At 64.7% G+C, this 15,985-nt stretch carries 13 protein-coding genes and 1 pseudogene; 9 read left to right on the top strand and 5 right to left on the bottom strand.

Features of this window, described 5'->3' with window-relative positions; translation table 11 throughout:
• The first annotated feature begins 146 nt into the window (after window positions 1–146).
• The 5 genes from BIWAKO_RS29065 (at window position 147) to BIWAKO_RS29045 (ending at window position 5,819) form a co-directional block, all read left to right on the top strand.
• Entirely contained in the window at window positions 147–1,055 is a 909-nt protein-coding gene (locus BIWAKO_RS29065; protein WP_069881600.1) for a LysR substrate-binding domain-containing protein, read from the top strand.
• Between the two features lie 97 nt (window positions 1,056–1,152).
• A complete protein-coding gene (locus tag BIWAKO_RS29060; RefSeq protein ID WP_069881599.1) occupies window positions 1,153–2,211 on the top strand; it encodes a D-2-hydroxyacid dehydrogenase in 1,059 nt (352 codons plus the stop codon).
• A gap of 64 nt (window positions 2,212–2,275) precedes the next feature.
• Window positions 2,276–3,922: an ABC transporter substrate-binding protein gene (locus BIWAKO_RS29055; protein ID WP_069881598.1), complete on the top strand. Its 1,647-nt coding sequence runs from the start codon at window positions 2,276–2,278 to the stop codon at window positions 3,920–3,922.
• 64 nt (window positions 3,923–3,986) lie between these two features.
• The gene (locus BIWAKO_RS29050; protein ID WP_069881597.1) at window positions 3,987–4,907 is read left to right on the top strand and encodes an ABC transporter permease; all 921 of its coding nucleotides are present in this window, start codon (window positions 3,987–3,989) and stop codon (window positions 4,905–4,907) included.
• 33 nt (window positions 4,908–4,940) lie between these two features.
• Window positions 4,941–5,819, top strand: coding sequence for an ABC transporter permease (locus BIWAKO_RS29045; protein WP_074471626.1), 879 nt, complete (start codon window positions 4,941–4,943; stop codon window positions 5,817–5,819).
• A 163-nt stretch (window positions 5,820–5,982) separates the two neighbouring features.
• On the opposite strand, the gene BIWAKO_RS29040 is transcribed toward BIWAKO_RS29045, so the two are convergent.
• Genes BIWAKO_RS29040 through BIWAKO_RS29030 form a run of 3 tightly spaced genes read right to left on the bottom strand, consistent with a single transcriptional unit; the run spans window position 5,983 to window position 8,117 of the window.
• Window positions 5,983–6,249, bottom strand: a complete 267-nt coding sequence (locus BIWAKO_RS29040) for a hypothetical protein (RefSeq protein WP_069881596.1) — start codon at window positions 6,247–6,249, stop codon at window positions 5,983–5,985.
• Between the two features lie 54 nt (window positions 6,250–6,303).
• Window positions 6,304–7,647: a GAF domain-containing protein gene (locus BIWAKO_RS29035; protein ID WP_069881595.1), complete on the bottom strand. Its 1,344-nt coding sequence runs from the start codon at window positions 7,645–7,647 to the stop codon at window positions 6,304–6,306.
• Window positions 7,644–8,117 (bottom strand): pyridoxamine 5'-phosphate oxidase, encoded by a 474-nt coding sequence (locus BIWAKO_RS29030; RefSeq protein WP_084651975.1) that lies wholly within the window; start codon window positions 8,115–8,117, stop codon window positions 7,644–7,646. Before BIWAKO_RS29030 ends, BIWAKO_RS29035 begins: the two co-directional genes overlap by 4 nt.
• Before the next feature lie 375 nt (window positions 8,118–8,492).
• Here BIWAKO_RS29030 and BIWAKO_RS29025 point away from each other — a divergent pair, with 375 nt between their 5' ends.
• The 3 genes and pseudogenes from BIWAKO_RS29025 to BIWAKO_RS29010 form a co-directional block, all read left to right on the top strand.
• A complete protein-coding gene (locus BIWAKO_RS29025; protein ID WP_069881594.1) occupies window positions 8,493–9,338 on the top strand; it encodes an arylamine N-acetyltransferase family protein in 846 nt (281 codons plus the stop codon).
• A 719-nt stretch (window positions 9,339–10,057) separates the two neighbouring features.
• Entirely contained in the window at window positions 10,058–10,231 is a 174-nt protein-coding gene (locus tag BIWAKO_RS36530) for a hypothetical protein (RefSeq protein ID WP_210185098.1), read from the top strand.
• Window positions 10,232–10,259: 28 nt separating this feature from the next.
• Window positions 10,260–11,362 (top strand): annotated as a pseudogene (locus BIWAKO_RS29010) (IS3 family transposase); the annotation flags it as partial.
• A gap of 338 nt (window positions 11,363–11,700) precedes the next feature.
• Here BIWAKO_RS29010 and BIWAKO_RS29005 read toward each other — a convergent pair.
• Window positions 11,701–12,912, bottom strand: coding sequence for a M24 family metallopeptidase (locus tag BIWAKO_RS29005; RefSeq protein WP_069881593.1), 1,212 nt, complete (start codon window positions 12,910–12,912; stop codon window positions 11,701–11,703).
• A gap of 395 nt (window positions 12,913–13,307) precedes the next feature.
• On the opposite strand from BIWAKO_RS29005, the gene edd reads away from it, so the two are divergent.
• Window positions 13,308–15,164: a phosphogluconate dehydratase gene (gene edd / locus BIWAKO_RS28995; RefSeq protein ID WP_069881591.1), complete on the top strand. Its 1,857-nt coding sequence runs from the start codon at window positions 13,308–13,310 to the stop codon at window positions 15,162–15,164.
• Window positions 15,165–15,568: 404 nt separating this feature from the next.
• On the opposite strand, the gene BIWAKO_RS28990 is transcribed toward edd, so the two are convergent.
• Complete coding sequence (locus tag BIWAKO_RS28990) at window positions 15,569–15,916, bottom strand: hypothetical protein (RefSeq protein ID WP_069881590.1); 348 nt, start codon at window positions 15,914–15,916, stop codon at window positions 15,569–15,571.
• Between the last annotated feature and the right edge of the window lie 69 nt (window positions 15,917–15,985).

Raw genomic sequence — 15,985 nt, 5'->3', positions numbered from 1 at the left:
CGCGCACTCATGCTGGAAACGACCAACCCGATCGAGGCGCAACAATTCCGCGGCGCTGTGACAATGCCTGCTGAAGGGCTTGAGTCGCACGCACCTTATGAGAACGACTCCATTGACATGATTAAATATCATGTCAATGGAGTCGGATGCCTGACTTCCCATCCCTGAACGGTCTGCGCAGCTTCGAGGCGACGGCGCGTCTCGGCAGTATGACACGCGCGGCATCGGAACTCGGCGTCACGCAAAGCGCCGTCAGCCGCGCCTTGTCCTTGCTGCAGGCGGAACTTGGCTTTCCGCTGTTCCTGCGCACCAAGCCGTCAATCCAGCTGACGTCGAGCGGCGAAGCGATCTTCGTCGAGTTGCGCCACTCATTCGATCGGATGCGGACGCTGCTCGCGCGCCTTCGCCAAGATCAGAACGCATACGGATTGACCATCAACGTGCTGCCGACCTTCGCGCTGCGCTTCCTGATTCCGCGCCTGCCGGCTTTCAAGGCGCAGCATCCGGACATGCAGGTCGACATCGTCGTCGGTGAGCAGGCGATCGACTTCGCCCTCGACGCCGTTGATGTCGGCATCCGCTATGGAAATGGCGACTGGCCGGGCGTCAAAACCTATCGGATACTGGACGAAGAACTGGTGATTGTCTGCGCGCCGCGGCTGCTCGAGGGCCGCGCGGCGATCGATCCCGGGGCGCTTCGGCCCGAACAGCTCATTCGCCACACCACCCGGATCGAGGCCTGGCCTGAATGGTTCGAGAACCTTCATCTGCCGACGCCGACGCCCGCTGGCCTCGGCTTCGAGCATTTCTTCATGGTGATCGAGGCGGCCGTGGTCGGCATCGGCTTTGCCCTGCTGCCGCGGTTCCTGATTCGGCGGGAGCTGGAGAACGGCGCCCTCGTTATCGCGTCACCCCATATCCTGCGCCGCGAGCAAGGCTACTTCTTCATGTGCAGCCCGCTGCGCCGGTCCGAACCGAAAATCCTCGCCTTCCGGCGCTGGCTTCAGGGCGAGCTGGCAGCCCTAACGGCAGAAGGGCGTCCTCTTGAAATGTGAAAAATTCTCATGATAGTCATGTTGCCGCCTGGATCTGTCCGACAAGCAGACCGGCGCGCCGGGGTCGCCGCATGCCATCAACCAAAGTCCGCGCGCCATGACGTCGTCGCCCGCGCATATCGCGTTCATCACCTCGCCGCTGGAGAGTGAGCATGTCGAGCGCATGCGCGCGGCGGCACCGGCCGGAGTCGACATCATCTTCGCGCCCGATCTGCTGCCGATGACGCGCTATGTCGGCGATCACAAGGGACGCGACGGCTTCCGGCGCACCGGGGCGCAGGAACGCCGCTGGCGTGAGGCGCTCGGACGCGCGACGATCCTCTGGGATTTTCCAACGGGCGCAGAGGATGAGCGAGGCCTTGCGCTCGCGCCGAACGTGCGCTGGGTGCAGACGACGAGTTCAGGGGTGGGACAGCAAGTCCATAGCTTCGGGCTTGCGCCGACCGACCTGATCGTGACCACGGCTCGCGGCGTCCATGCTGACGCGCTGGCGGAGTTCGCTTTTCTCGTGATGCTTGGCCATGTGAAGGATCTGCCGCGCCTGCAGCGCGATCAGCAAGCCCATCGCTGGGAGCGCTATTGCGGCGGAGAGCTCTCCGGCAAGACGGTTGCGATCGTCGGCGCCGGCAAGGTCGGCGCCCGCATCGCCGCACTCGCGCGTGCGTTCGACATGTCGGTGACGGCGGTCGTCAACAATCCGTCGCCAGCACGGAGCGCCGAATTGTTCACGACGGATATCTACGGCCAGCCGGACCTGCACAAGGCGCTCGCCAGCGCGGACTATGTCGTTCTCTGCACGCCGCATACGCCGCAGACGGAACGCATGATCGATCGCACGGCGTTCGCCGCGATGAAACCCGGCGCCGTTCTGATCAACATCGCGCGCGGCCAGGTTGTCGACGAGGCGGCGCTGATCGCGGCGTTGTCGAGCGGGCGGATCGCGTTCGCCGGGCTGGACGTCGCCGCGGTCGAACCTCTACCGCCGGGATCGCCGCTCTGGTCGATGCCGAACGTGCTGATATCGCCGCACTCGGCCAGCACCGCGCCGAGCGAGAACGGCAAGATCGTCGACATCTTCATCGAGAATCTCGGCCACTACGTCGCCGGCCAGACGGAGAAGATGATCAACGTGCTCGACAAGGCGCGCATGTATTGAGCCAAAACCTGCCGCGGCCAACGGCGCGCGCAGGATGCGGCGAAGAGGAACGAGGGAGAAGAGCATGATGAAGGCCCGGTGCAAAAGCCTGCTTGCTGCGTCGATCGCCCTGGGCGCCGCGCTGTCGGTGCCTGCCGCCGCGCAGGAGGCCAAGCCGCAATATGGCGGCGAACTCGTGCTCGCTGGACAGCTCGACAAGACGATGTTCCCCGGCCGCAACACGGACGCCGGCGGCATGGACGTTTACTTGAACGCCTGCGAGACGCTGGTCGAGCTGACAGCCGATCGTCAGATCAAGCCAGTGCTGGCTGAGAGCTGGACAACGTCCGAAGACAAGAAGACCGTGACGTTCAAGCTGCGGCCGGGCGTGCAGTTCCACGACGGCACACCGTTTAACGCCGAGGCGGTCGCCTTCGTCTTCAACGAAGCACTCGCCAAGAAATTCCTTTATGTCAGCCTGCTCGAGGGATTGCAGAAGGTCGTCGCCGACAATGACGGCCAGGTGTCGTTCCAGATGTCGGCGCCGTCGGCAGCGCTTATTCCCAATCTCGCTTACCGCACGATGTGCATCTTTAGCCCGACTGCCTACAAGGCCAAGGGGGAGGAGGGCCTCGGCAGCAACATCATCGGCACAGGCCCCTTCATCAACACCGGCTATGCGAAGGGCGAATACGCGCTCTTCAAGAAGAACGACAAGTACTGGCAGACGGGCAAACCTTATCTCGACAGCATCCGCATCCTCTTCGTACCGGATGTGACGACGCGCCTCGCGATGCTGGAGAGCGGCGAGATCGACCGCGCCCCGGGCATTCCGAATTTCGACATTCAGCGGCTGGCCAAGGACAAGAGCATCGCGCTGCGGACCATGCCGAGCCTGCAGCAGCATTATGTCGTCATAAACAATCTGGTGAAGCCGCTCGACGATCCCAAGGTGCGGCAGGCGCTCAACATCGCCGTCGACAAGGCCGGCATCGTGCAGTCCGTTTTCGCAGGCACCGGCGCCACGTTATCGCAGGCTCCGACATTATCGCCCGGCGTGTTCGGCTTCGCCGATATGCGCGAGCCCGGCAAGGACACGATCTTCCCGTTTGATCTCGCCAGGGCGCGGGCGATGCTGAAGGAGGCCGGATACGAGGATCGAAATGGCGACGGCTTCGTCGAGGACGCGCAGGGCAAGACGCTGTCGCTCAAGCTTTATGGCCGGAAGGCTGGAACGGGCGACTACGAAATCGCGCAGCTCGTGAAGACGTTCCTCGAAAAGCTTGGCGTCAAGACCGAGCTCACGATCCTGGAGAGCGCGACGTTCAGCGCTGCGCTCTCTGTCGGGCCGAAGGATGCGAAATACGATCTCGCCGTATTGTCCTGGACCGTGCCGACGGCCGATCCAGACGAGCCGATGATGTATATGACGCATACCAAGGCGTGGAAGCCGGCCGGCGCCAATCGCATGTTCTTCTCCAATCCGGAGACGGACAGGCTGGCGGAGGCGGCGCATGTGGAGAGCGATCCCGCGAAGCGCGCCGAAATTGTGCGGCAATGGATGGCCGAGCTTCTGAAGCTCGCGCCGGTCATCTACCTGCCGACGCTCAACCTGACCGACGCGACGCGCAGCTATGTGCATGGTGGCGTCTATCTGCCGTCGAATGTTTATGACGGGACCTTCGCCTGGATCGATCAAGCCGAGCGCAAGCGCCAGGGGATCAACCGCTGACGCTCATGAAAGCCGCTCTTCGCCCGATCCTCGCGCCGGCGGCGTGCCGGGAGCCTGACTGCGCATGATGAAGATGATCGCCAGCCGACTGGTCTTCATGATCGTTGCCGGGCTCCTTTTGCTGACGTTTCTGTTCTGCTTGTTCCATGCGATCCCCGGCGATCCCGCGCGCTTGATCGCCGGCGACAGCGCGCCGGAAGAGCTGGTCGCGAGCATCCGCACGGCCTACGGGCTCGATCAACCGCTTGGCGCACAATATGTCGCCTATATGGGCAAGGTGCTGACGGGAGATTTCGGCGTTTCGAACTTCTCGCGTCAGCCTGTGCTCGCGATCGTCGGTCCGCGCCTGTTGAACACCGCTCTCCTGGCTGCCTGGGCGATGCTTTTCGCGACGACGATCAGCCTCGTCCTCGGCTCGCTCTCCGCCATGTACTGGAGCCGGCCGATCGACAGAGGCGTGTCGCTCGTCTCGCTCATCGGCATCTGTACGCCGATCTTCGTGTCGGGGATCGTCGCGATCTATTTTTTCGGGGTCTATCTGCGCTGGCTGCCGATCGGCGGCATGACCACCTGGCGTCACTTCATCATGCCGGTGTTGACGCTTGGCTTTGCGCAAGCGGCGGGCTTCACGCGCATGGTCCGCGCCTGCATGATCGATGCATTGCAGCGCGATTTCATCGTGACCGCGCGCTCCAAAGGCGTCCCCGAGCGCACGATCGTCTTCAAGCATGCACTGCGCAATGCATTGCTGCCGATCATCACCTTTTTCGGCCTTGGCCTCGGCAGCATGCTCGGCGGCGCCGCAGTCGCAGAATCGATCTTCAATTGGCCCGGCCTTGGCCGGCTCATGGTCGATTCGATCCTCACGCGCGATCTTCCACTGACACAGGGCTGCATCTTCGTCTTCGCGATGATGTTCGTGCTGGTGAATCTGATCGTCGACCTGCTCTACCGCTGGGCGGATCCGAGGCTAGCCCATGATTGATCGGACAGCCTCGCCGCACCGGGCACGTGGCACATGAATCTGTTCAGGCACTATGCCCGCGATCGCGTCGGCGTTTTCTTCGGCGTGATCCTGGCCCTGTTCTACCTCGTCGCGGTTCTCGCGCCGTGGATCGTTCCGTCCGACCCGCTGGAAACCAACCTGACGGCGGGGCTGTTGCCGCCATCCGCCAGTCATTGGTTCGGAACGGACCAGTTCGGGCGGGACACGCTGGCACGCGTGATCCTTGCGACGCGCGTGACTTTGCAGATCACGACGGCTGCGCTGCTGTTCTCGTTGCTGCTCGGCGTGCCGATCGGCATGGTCGTCGGCTATAGCGGAGGTCTCGCCGACGCGATCGTGATGCGCCTGACCGACATGATGCTGATCTTTCCGACGATCATGATCGCCATCGTGATCGTGGTCGTCGTTGGTCCGTCGGAAAGGGGCGTGGTGATCGCGCTTGGACTGTCGCAGCTCCCGAACTTCATCCGCATCGCGCGCAGCGCCGCTCTCTCGGTCCGACAGGAACTCTATATCGAGGCGGCGATCGCCTCTGGCGCCAGCTGGTCCGACATCCTGGTTCGACACGTGCTGCACAACATTTCCGCTCCGGTGATCGTCAAGGCGACCATCACGCTTCCCGGATTCGTGATCGGCGCGTCCTCGCTCAGCTATCTCGGCCTCGGCGTGCAGCCGCCGATGCCGGAATGGGGGCAGATGCTGAACGAGGCGAAGGGCTTCCTCACCCGCGCACCCTATCTGATTATCGGTCCCGCGGTCGCGCTATCCCTCTTCGTGCTCGCTGCGAACCTTGTCGGCGACAGCCTCAACGAGGCGCTTGATCCGAAGCTGCGCAGCCGCCGCCTTCTGCCGCTGGCGATGCTGCGCCGACGCCAGGGGCAGAAGCCATGACCGCGCTTCTCGAGGCAAGGATTTGCGCGTCCAATTCGTGACGCCGTCAGTTCCACCCGCTGAATTCCAGTCATCAAGAGAGAAGTCGTCGCGTTCTGCGTCGCCCTCCCTGTCGTCAGAGCCGCTCGTCGGCGCCCGTGCAAAGCACTGACCGGACCGGGCCTCACGCCCGGCGGACGTTCCAGAACAGCGGGGAGGACGCTGTCAGGATGCCCTGCAGGTTCCGGCGATAGGCGGTTTTTGGGATGATCTGGCCGAGCGGCGCGACAGATAGGTTGGCGAGCGCGCTGCGCTGGACGTCTCCCAGCAGCTTTTGCGTCTGCGCCTCAATGGTGCTGGCCAGCCATTGCGCGGTGAGCGTCTCTATTTCCGGGCTGTCATGCCAGTCGAACCAGCCGGACGCGCCGACCCCAGGCCCGCTCGCGGACATCACCGGCTCGGGTGAGGGGCCTTCAGCCCGTCATGCTCGCGCCAGCCGCGGCGATTATTCCGGTGTAACCGCGAGCGTCGGTCTTCCCTCCGCCTCCAGGCGAACGCGGCCTCGTCCGATGCGAACGATCCGGAGCGGGGCTTGTTTCTCTTCAAGCCGCCGGCGCAAGAGCAGCAGCCGGGTCTCGAGATTGTCCTTGATCTCCGGCATTCGCGTGCCGGCGGCGAGCCGCATTTCCCGGTTGGTGAATTCGCTCTGGCCACCGCTCAGGTGCCTCTCGAGCATCAGGCGCAGCAGCGCGCCGGCAACGCCCTTCACGATATAGGTGCCGTCGACGAACACGCTGTCGTCAAAGCGGTGATGGACGACGCGAATCTCCCGCCCGGCGCCTGCCGGTTCCGGCGGGGGCGGCGCCTGCCTCGGTTCAGTGGCGGCGGCCTCCCGTTCGCTGGCCCGCAAGGCGCTCGCGGCCTGTCCCGCCAGCATTTCGAGGGCGGCCTCGTCTTCCTCGCGAAAGGCCAACCGTTCCTCGCTTTCGACGAAGAGCACTCCGGCCACGGCACCTCCGGCCATCATGGGAACCGCGATCTGGCTCATCGCTGTCGGCAATTGCGGGAAAGCGACGATGCGCGTGGTGTTTTCCGTCGCCTCCGCCTCCAGCCCGATCGCCTCACCGAACCGGCGGACGCGGCTCATGTCGCTGACCTTGATCGTCTGGCCGCTGCTTGCCGCCGCGCCGATCAGTCCCTCGCTCCCGGCGATTTCCGAACCAAGCCCCGAGCGCTCGTAGCCGATGCTGCCCGTGGTGATGAGCGAGCCGCGATGGCTGTCGTGAATGAGCACGAGCGCATGACCATATCCCAGCACCCGCCGGACGCCGCAAAGCAGGCTTTCAATGATCTCGTCGGCCTCCACCTGCCGTTCGATGGCCTTGATCGCTTCCGAAAGAGCGGGAAGGCCGATCGGACCACGGCCGGCCACGGCCGGCGCAGTGTCCACGGGCGATGGCACCTTCTCGATCCCGTGGACCCGGAAAATATCGGCGCTCCTGAGGCGCATGACGTCCGACATGCCGACCTGCGCGCTGCTCGCCTTGAGCTGGCGGGCGATCTTGTCGAACAGCGCGCCGCCATCCACGGACCGCACGAAGCCGATCTCGAGCAGGAACTGGTCCCCGGTAAAGCCGTCGACGAGGATCAGCGTGACCTTGGGATTGGCTCGCACATTCGCCGCCGTCTTGGCGAAGAACTGGTTGGAGAGCGCGACATGCTCCTCGTCGACCCGCACCACATGGGAAAGATAGGAAATGTTCGGCATGCCGTCGGCCGAGGCGGTCGCGATGATGGAGGGAATGACGCCTTCGAAACAGGCGGAAAGGTCGGAGAGGCGAAGGCTCACTGCGGCCTCGCACCGGCCAGCATGCCGGCGAGCGGGCCGGGGGTCTGGATGTAGATTTCGCTGATGTCGAGGCGCGCGACACGCGCCTCGCGGGCGGTCAGCCATGGCGCGATGATGCGCCGGGGCACGCCGAGGGATTCAAGCTCGTTCGTCGCCGCCGCCACGAAGCGCTCCGCGCGATCAAGGTCGTGCCCCTCCGTTCCCCGCATGACGGCGGCCCCCTTGAGCTGGAAGCTGACATAGTCGCAAGGACTGACGAAGGTGGTGGCGATCCGCCCCGTCTGCCGGATGGAGGGCTCGAGCCGTGGCCATTGCCAGGCGGAAAAGATGACCTCTATCGCCTCCCGGTCCTCCAGCACATGGAAGCCGACGCCGCGCCCGGCGGACGGACGCCCGGTCTCGTCAGCCACGGCAATGATGCACATCAGCGGCCGGTTGAAGAAGTCGAGGAGCTTGTCGTCGAGCCTCACCACGATCCCCCGTTTGCGTGTCCCAGGCTGCCTGGATCATCGGACCTAATATCGTATCCAGTCCGATGATTTGAGCCTTTGTCTTTGCATCGGCTTTCCCGAAAGACCGCAATCCGCTCTTCGGGCCGATGCTTTAGCAACCTTTTAGGATAGTCGGCCCGGATTGCAGGTTCATTTAGGAACGCCCGTTTTCCAGGCGCGCTATGGAGGCGCCGCACCGGGCCGAAGGGTGGGGAGCAACAAACCGCCTCTCGCTGGCGGGTGCGCGTCGCCCTCGCGTGCCCGCTGCCGCAGGATTGCCTGGTCCGGCGACAGACGAGCCTGAAACACCGCATTTGGGAAACCAAGAACGATCCATGGAAAGGAGACCGAAGGATGACGCATGCGCCTTCAACCGACAACGCAATGACTCTGACGACAGCTCAGCTTGACGCTTATCTCGCAAGGATCGGCGTCACGCAGCCGGTTTCCCTCGATATCCGCGGCCTGTCGACGCTTCACCGCGCCCATCTCATGAGTTTCACCTGGGAGGCGCTGGACGCCTTCATGGGATGGCCGTCCTCGATCACGCCGAGATCCGCCTTCACCAAGATGGTGGAAGGCAAGCGGGGCGGCTGGTGTTACGAGATGAACGGCCTCTTCGGCGCTGCGCTCAGTGCCCTTGGCTTTCGCGTCACTCGCCTTTGCGGCGGTGTCGACCGCGAAAGGCTCGGCGATATCGCCATCGGGAATCACCTGACCCTGCGCGTCGACCTCGACCGGCCCTATCTTGCCGAGGTCGGCGTGGCAGATGCCATTATCGAGCCCGTGCCGCTTGTCGTCGGGCCGATCAGCCAGCGCGGCTTCGATTTTTCAATCGTGCCGACCGACGGCGGTTGGCTGCGCTTCAACAACCATCGACGCGGCATCGCGAAGAGCTTCGATTTCCGGCCCGGGCAAAGCGACGAGGCCGCCATGGCCGCAACGCGCGGCTGGCTGATGCAGGATCCCGGCTCGCCCTTCACCAATGCGCTGGCGGTCCTGCGGCATACCGCGGATGGCTATATCGCCCTGCAGAACGACGGACTGCGCCGCGTCACGGCCAATGACGTGCGCGAGCAGCGCATCACGAGCGCGGACCATCTTGCCGAGACGTTTGAAACAGTCTTCGACCTCGCCGTTCCGGAAGCAGGGTGCGTCTGGGAAAAAATCCAGGCGATCGGCAGCAGCAAAGCCGCCTGACCTTTGAGGTCGATGCCGCGCCGATCAGCAGGAGTGGCAGGCGCGCCGTCACCCTCACGGCGCTTGCGCGATCGGAGGCAACATGCGGGAACTGCTGACATCACCGATGCGTGAGTGGCCCGACACCGCAAACGGGTGTCAACCTAGGAGTGTCACCGCAGGTCATGCCGGCCTGCTGCGGCACGGTGCCCGAAGACGCACCGGATCACGACGCTTCGGCGCCGGCATTGCCCCGTCAATGCAGGCGCTCGCCCACAGAAGGCGACTACGACGTTTCTCACAACGCGATAGGGAGCAAACCGCCATGAAGCCAATTGTCTCCGCCAGCCGCTGCGCCATGACCCTCGCCCTTGCGCTGGGCACATCGCTCCTTGCGACGATGGCATTTGCGCAGGAGGGCCCAAACCTGCGGACAATGCAGTGCGCGGACGCGAAAGCCCTCGTCCAATCGAAGGGCTCCGCCATTCTCAATTCGGGCCCCAACATCTTCAACCGGTATGTCAAGGATTCCGCGTTCTGTGCGGAGGACATGTATCTTACGCCCGCCTGGGTCAGGACCCAGAATTCGAGATCGTGCTTCGTCGGCTACACATGCTCCGACAATCGTGACGACTAGAAGTCCTGAGTGGGGCGGCCTCAGCGCTTGAGATCCGCGCGTCCACGCAAAACCTGGGCGGCCAGCTGCAGGGTCGGCCGCCCGGGCTGAATGGTTGTCGCCGATGTCAGCGCATCAGTTCGTTCTGCTCGGGCGGATATTCATCGCGAGCGTGTCTTCGTCGACGCGCGGCCGGATCATCACCTTGGCCTTCTGCGAGGCCCATGCCGTGCCGATCAGCACCAGCGGCAGGCGCGGCCGTGGTCTGCCCCCTGAAAAGTGGCCCTCCCTGAAGTAGGCTTTCGAGCCTTTGGAGGATGCCCGTGATGCCGCAGAAGAAACATAAGCCTGAAGAGATCGTCGCGAAGCTACGTCAGGTCGACGTGCTGTTGTCCCAGGGGCGCCCAGTCGCGGAAGCGATCCGAACGATCAGTGTGACGGCGTTCACCTATTACCGTTGGCGCAAGGAGTTTGGCGGCCTGAAGTCCGACCAGGTGAAACGGCTCAAGGATCTGGAGAAGGAAAACGAGCGGCTACGGAAGGCTGTCTCGGATCTGACGCTTGAGAAGCTCATTCTCAAGGAGGCTGCCTCGGGAAACTTCTGAGCCCCTCCCGCCGCCGACGCTGCATCGACCACGCCATCATGAAGTTTGGCGTGTCGGAGCGGCTGGCGTGCCGGGTCCTGGGGCAGCATCGGTCTACGCAACGCAGGGTGCCGGTGGGACGGAGCGACGAGGCAGCGCTGACAGCCGACATCGTCGAGCTTGCGACCCAGTATGGCCGCTATGGCTATCGCCGGATCGCAGCGATGCTGCGTTCGTCAGGCTGGGCCGTGAACGTCAAACGTGTCGAGAGGATCTGGCGGCGCGAAGGGCTCAAGGTCCCTGCAAAGCAACCGAAGAAGGGCCGCTTATGGTTGAACGATGGATCCTGCGTTCGGCTACGACCGGAGTGTCCCAACCATGTCTGGTCCTACGACTTTGTGGAGGATCGCACCCACGATGGCCGCAAGTTCCGCATGTTGAACGTGATCGACGAGTTTACCCGGGAATGCATCGCGATCCGGATAGACCGGAAGCTCAAGTCCACCGATGTCATTGACGTCTTGTCGGACCTCTTCGTCCTGCGCGGCGTGCCGGGGAATGTTCGTTCGGACAATGGTCCCGAGTTCGCCGCCAAAGCGGTGCGGGAGTGGATCACAGCGGTCGGCGCGAAGACGGCCTTCATCGAGCCAGGCTCGCCTTGGGAGAACGGCTATTGCGAGAGCTTCAACTCCAAGCTTCGCGACGAGCTCCTCAACGGCGAGATCTTCTACAGCCTCGCCGAGGCAAAAGCCGTCATCGAAAGCTGGCGAAAGCACTACAACACCGTGCGGCCCCACTCATCGCTCGGATACAGGGCTCCGGTACCGGCCGCCATTATGCCTCCGCCAAATCCATCTCAGACATGGCCGCAAAGCCGACCATGCATTAGACTGAAACCGGGCCACCCAATGGGGGCAGACCAAGCTCACGAAGCCGGGCTGGTCCTTGGCCACGTAGCGATAGCCGTGCTGCTCCAGCGCCTGGTAGGTCGGGCGCGATTGAGCGATCGCCGCCGTTGTCCCGACAAGGCCGAGCAAGGCGATCATGGCTGCCGTGAGCTTCACCATCCGGCGTCTCCCAATGCGTCGACAGCGCGCGGAAACCGCGCCGGCATTCTGCCGGACGACACGCCTGCAGCCATGTCAGGACAGGCGTGCCGCGACTTGCCTTTGCCGCGAGGCCCTCAGGCCTCGTAGCCGAAGGGATCGTCGACGCTATGGGCCGGCTGCGTGAACCAGCGCGCACCGCCTTCCGCCATATAGGCGATGTCCTCGAGGCGAACGCCGAACTCACCGTAGATGCACATCATCGGCTCGACCGAGAAACACATCCCCGCCGCCAGCGGCGTGCGGCTGCCCTTGACCATGAAAGGCTCCTCGTGGATCTCGAGGCCGAGGCCGTGTCCGGTGCGATGGGGCAGGCCCGGCACCTTGTAGCCGGGGCCGTAGCCGGCGGCCTCGATCACGCCGCGCGCAGCCTGGTCGACATTCTCGCAGGGCGCGCCGAGCACGGCCGCCTCGAAGCCGGCGAGCTGCGCGCGCTTCTCCAGGTTCCAGATCTCGCGCTGGCGCTCTGTCGGCTCACCGAAGACATAGGTGCGGGTGATGTCGGAGTGATAGCCGCCGAGCCGGGTCCCCGTGTCGATGAGCACCATGTCGCCCTCTGCCAGCGTCTGCGCGTAGGGGACGCCGTGGGGATAGGCGGTGGCTTCGCCGAACTGCGCGGCGCCGAAGGTCGAGGCCAGCCCGAGCTTGCGATGGGCGCGGTCGAGGAACTCGACCAGCTCGGTCGTCGTCAGGCCGACGCGCAGCACCCGCGCCGCAGCCCGGTGAACCTCCATGGTGATGTCCATGGCGCGCTGGATCAGGGCGATCTCGGCGGCCGATTTCAGCTGGCGGCAGGACGCGGCGATCGGGCCGCCGCTCGCGAAGCTGTAGCGGTTGCCGGCCTTGCGCAATCCGTCGGCGATGAAGAAGGGGGTATGCGGGTCGAGCGCGACCGTGCCGCTCTCATAGCCGAGGCTGCGGATCGTCTCGACGACGAGCGCGGTCGGGTCCTCATGCTCTTCCCAGCAGCGCACGTCCTCGCCGAACTGCATGTATTCGCGCGTCTTCGGCTCCTCGAAGGCCGGGCTGAGATAAACGATGTCGCCTTCGGCCGGGATGATCGCGCCATGCAGCCGCTCGGTGAGCTTGAGCTGGATGCCGGTGAAATAATGCAGGTTGGCCGAGGTATCGAGATAGAGCGCCTGCAGCCCCTGTTCGCGCAGGAGCGCCTGCGCCTTCTCGATGCGGGCCTTGAACTCGGTGACCGCGATCGGCGCGATGCCGGACGTCATCGGATTCAGCCTGGCGAGTTCCGCCTCGAAGCTCGAGCCTCCCACCCCAATCGTCATTGGTCGTCAACCCCTTGGTTCGTTTCGGTCCCGGAATGCTGTTCCGGCGCGCGGGCACGGCTGGGCCATCAATCCTGGCCCGTCGTCCCGATGCAATGCGCGTCGATAGTGCCTTGCATATTATTCGTCGACAATGACGCGAAAGGCATCCCCGGGTTGCGATAGCGCGTCCTCCGCGTTGGCTGTCCTCCTCGCAATGGGCTGGACGAGCGCGCGAGCAGCGCCGATCAAGGTCGGGTCGGCGTGGACGAGAGCATGCTTGCTGCGAAAAACCGTGGCCAGCTTTTTGCAACATGCTTTGGCGGCGTGCTCTGGCGGCGGGCGATGCATGAGCGCGCGAATGCCCTGACCATGCCGTGTTCGTCGCCCATTGATATCTGCGTCAGGAGGTCCCGATGACCGGCCAAGCCAGCGACACGCCCTTCGATTCCCGCCTCGATGCCCGCCTCGGCGAAGTGACGGAGCGCATCGTCCGGCGCTCCCGCGACACACGCCGGCGCTATCTCGACCGGCTTGCCGCAGCCGCGGAAGCCGGGCCGCGCCGCCAGCGGCTCGGCTGTGCCAACCAAGCGCATGGCTTTGCCGCCTGCGCGCCAGGCGACAAGGCGATGCTGCGCTCCGGCACGGGCGCAAATCTCGCCATCGTCACCGCCTATAACGACATGCTTTCGGCGCATCAGCCCTATGAGCGCTTCCCCGAGCTTATCCGCGCCACGGCGCGGGCGGCGGGCGGCGTCGCCCAGGTCGCCGGTGGCGTTCCTGCCATGTGCGACGGCATCACCCAGGGCGAGGCCGGCATGGAGCTGTCGCTGTTCTCGCGCGACGTCATTGCGCTGTCGACCGCGGTTGCGCTGTCGCACCAGAGCTTCGATGCGGCCGTGTTCCTCGGCATCTGCGACAAGATCGTGCCTGGCCTCATCATCGGCGCGCTGTCCTTCGGCCACCTGCCGGCGGTGTTCATTCCGGCCGGCCCGATGACGTCCGGCCTCTCCAATGACGACAAGGCGAAGGCGCGCCAGCTTTTCGCCGAGGGCAAGGTCAGCCGCGAAGCGCTGCTCGAGGCCGAGGCGCAATCCTATCACGGCCCCGGCACCTGCACCTTCTACGGCACCGCCAACACGAACCAGATGGTGATGGAGATCATGGGGCTGCACCTGCCGGGCGCCTCCTTCGTCAATCCCAACACGCCGCTGCGCGATGCCCTGACCCGGGCGGCGACCGAGCGGGCGATGGCGATCACCGCGCTCGGCAACGACTATATTCCGGTCGGGCGGATGCTGGACGAGCGCGCCTTCGTCAATGGCGTGGTCGGCCTGCATGCGACCGGCGGCTCGACCAACCACACCATGCATCTCGTCGCGATGGCGGCTGCAGCGGGCATCCAGCTGAACTGGGATGATTTCTCCGACCTTGCAGAGACGACGCCGCTGCTCACAAGGATCTATCCAAACGGCAAGGCCGACGTGAACCATTTTCATGCCGCCGGCGGCATGGGCTTCGTCATTCGCGAATTGCTCGGGGCAGGGTTGCTGCATCGCGACGTCGAGACGGTCTGGGGCAGCGGGCTCGACGCCTATGTCCAGGAGCCCGCGCTCGGCGCCGACGGTGCGCTGACCTGGCGCGACGGTGCGATAAGCAGCGGCGACGAGGCGGTGCTGCGCGGCGCCGGAGCCCCGTTCCAGCCGACCGGCGGGCTCACGGTTCTGAGCGGCGATCTTGGCCGGGCTGTGATCAAGACCTCGGCCATTGCCAGGGAGCGCCATGTCATCGAGGCCCCGGCCCGGATCTTCCACAGCCAGGAGGCCCTGCAGGCCGCCTTCAAGGCCGGCGAGCTCACAGGCGACCTCGTCGCGGTGGTGCGTTTCCAGGGGCCGCGGGCCAATGGCATGCCCGAACTGCACAAGCTGATGCCGCCGCTCGGCGTGCTGCAGGACCGCGGTTTCAAGGTGGCGCTGGTCACCGACGGGCGGCTGTCGGGCGCCTCCGGCAAGGTTCCCGCCGCCATCCATGTCACGCCTGAAGCTGTCGAAGGCGGGCCGATCGCGCGGATCCGCGAGGGCGACCTGATCCGGGTGGATGCGGTCGCAGGCACGTTGACCGTGCTGGTCGATGCCGCGGAATGGGCCGCGCGCACGCCGGCTGAAGCCGATCTCGAAGCCTCGCATTGGGGCGTCGGGCGCGACCTGTTCGCGTCGTTTCGCGCCGCCGTCGGCAGCGCCGATACGGGCGCGACGATCTTTTCGGGGGTGTAGATCATCGGGCCGTTGCTTGAGCGGGGCAGGGAGCCGGCGTCGTTGCCACTGACCGGGAAAACGGCGAATGCCATGCTCCGCCGAAATCACCGCGCTGCTTGGTCGGCACAAGGGGCGGGCCTGTTCCGCTCTGCCCTGGCTGCGGCTGGCACCGGACGGATCCGTTCGGCCGTGCCTGAGCCTTGAGATGGTCGATCTGCCATGTCCGGCGCCGGCGAGGCCAGAGTCTGCTCCCGACCCATCTCGGACGCTGCTCTCATGGCCGGGAACGGGAGGGAGGCGGCTTCGGCTCGGTGCACATGGCGGTATCCGAAACGGGCCGGAAGCGGCCGTTCGACCTGGGATGTCAGCGCGATTACGCGCTATCCGCAGGCACTCTCACGAAATGTGATCAGCAACTCGTTCTAATCGCGTGGCTCTCGCGTGACCGAGTAACTCAAGAGCGCCGCCAGGATCAGGTGAAGGACCACTGCTGGCCACAGAAAGGCACCGGTCAAACCGCCCGCAAAGCCGAGGTAAGCAAGATACAGCGCGACGGCCGTGCTGTAGGCCAGCATGCCGAGCAAAGGAGGGCCGGGCCAGCAGGCGATCCCCAGCCCGATCAGGGCCAGGCCCGCCACGCGCGCGATCGGCAGGGCGACGCCGTTCAGTTCCTCGCCGAGCAGCAGCGAGGCGACGAGCGACGGCACGAACAGCAACGCCAACCCTGTCGCAACTTCGCCGACTGAGGCGAACATCAGCACCTTTTTCATTGCCTCAACGACACTTGGGTTTGCGTTCTCGCGACTCGTTCAAGAAAAGCCGGAGTCAGCTAAGGCCTC

The sequence above is a fragment of the Bosea sp. BIWAKO-01 genome, from assembly GCF_001748145.1.
Taxonomy (GTDB): domain Bacteria; phylum Pseudomonadota; class Alphaproteobacteria; order Rhizobiales; family Beijerinckiaceae; genus Allobosea.
The sequence above is the reverse complement of the archived record's forward strand: the minus strand, read 5'-3'. Positions and strand labels throughout refer to the sequence as shown.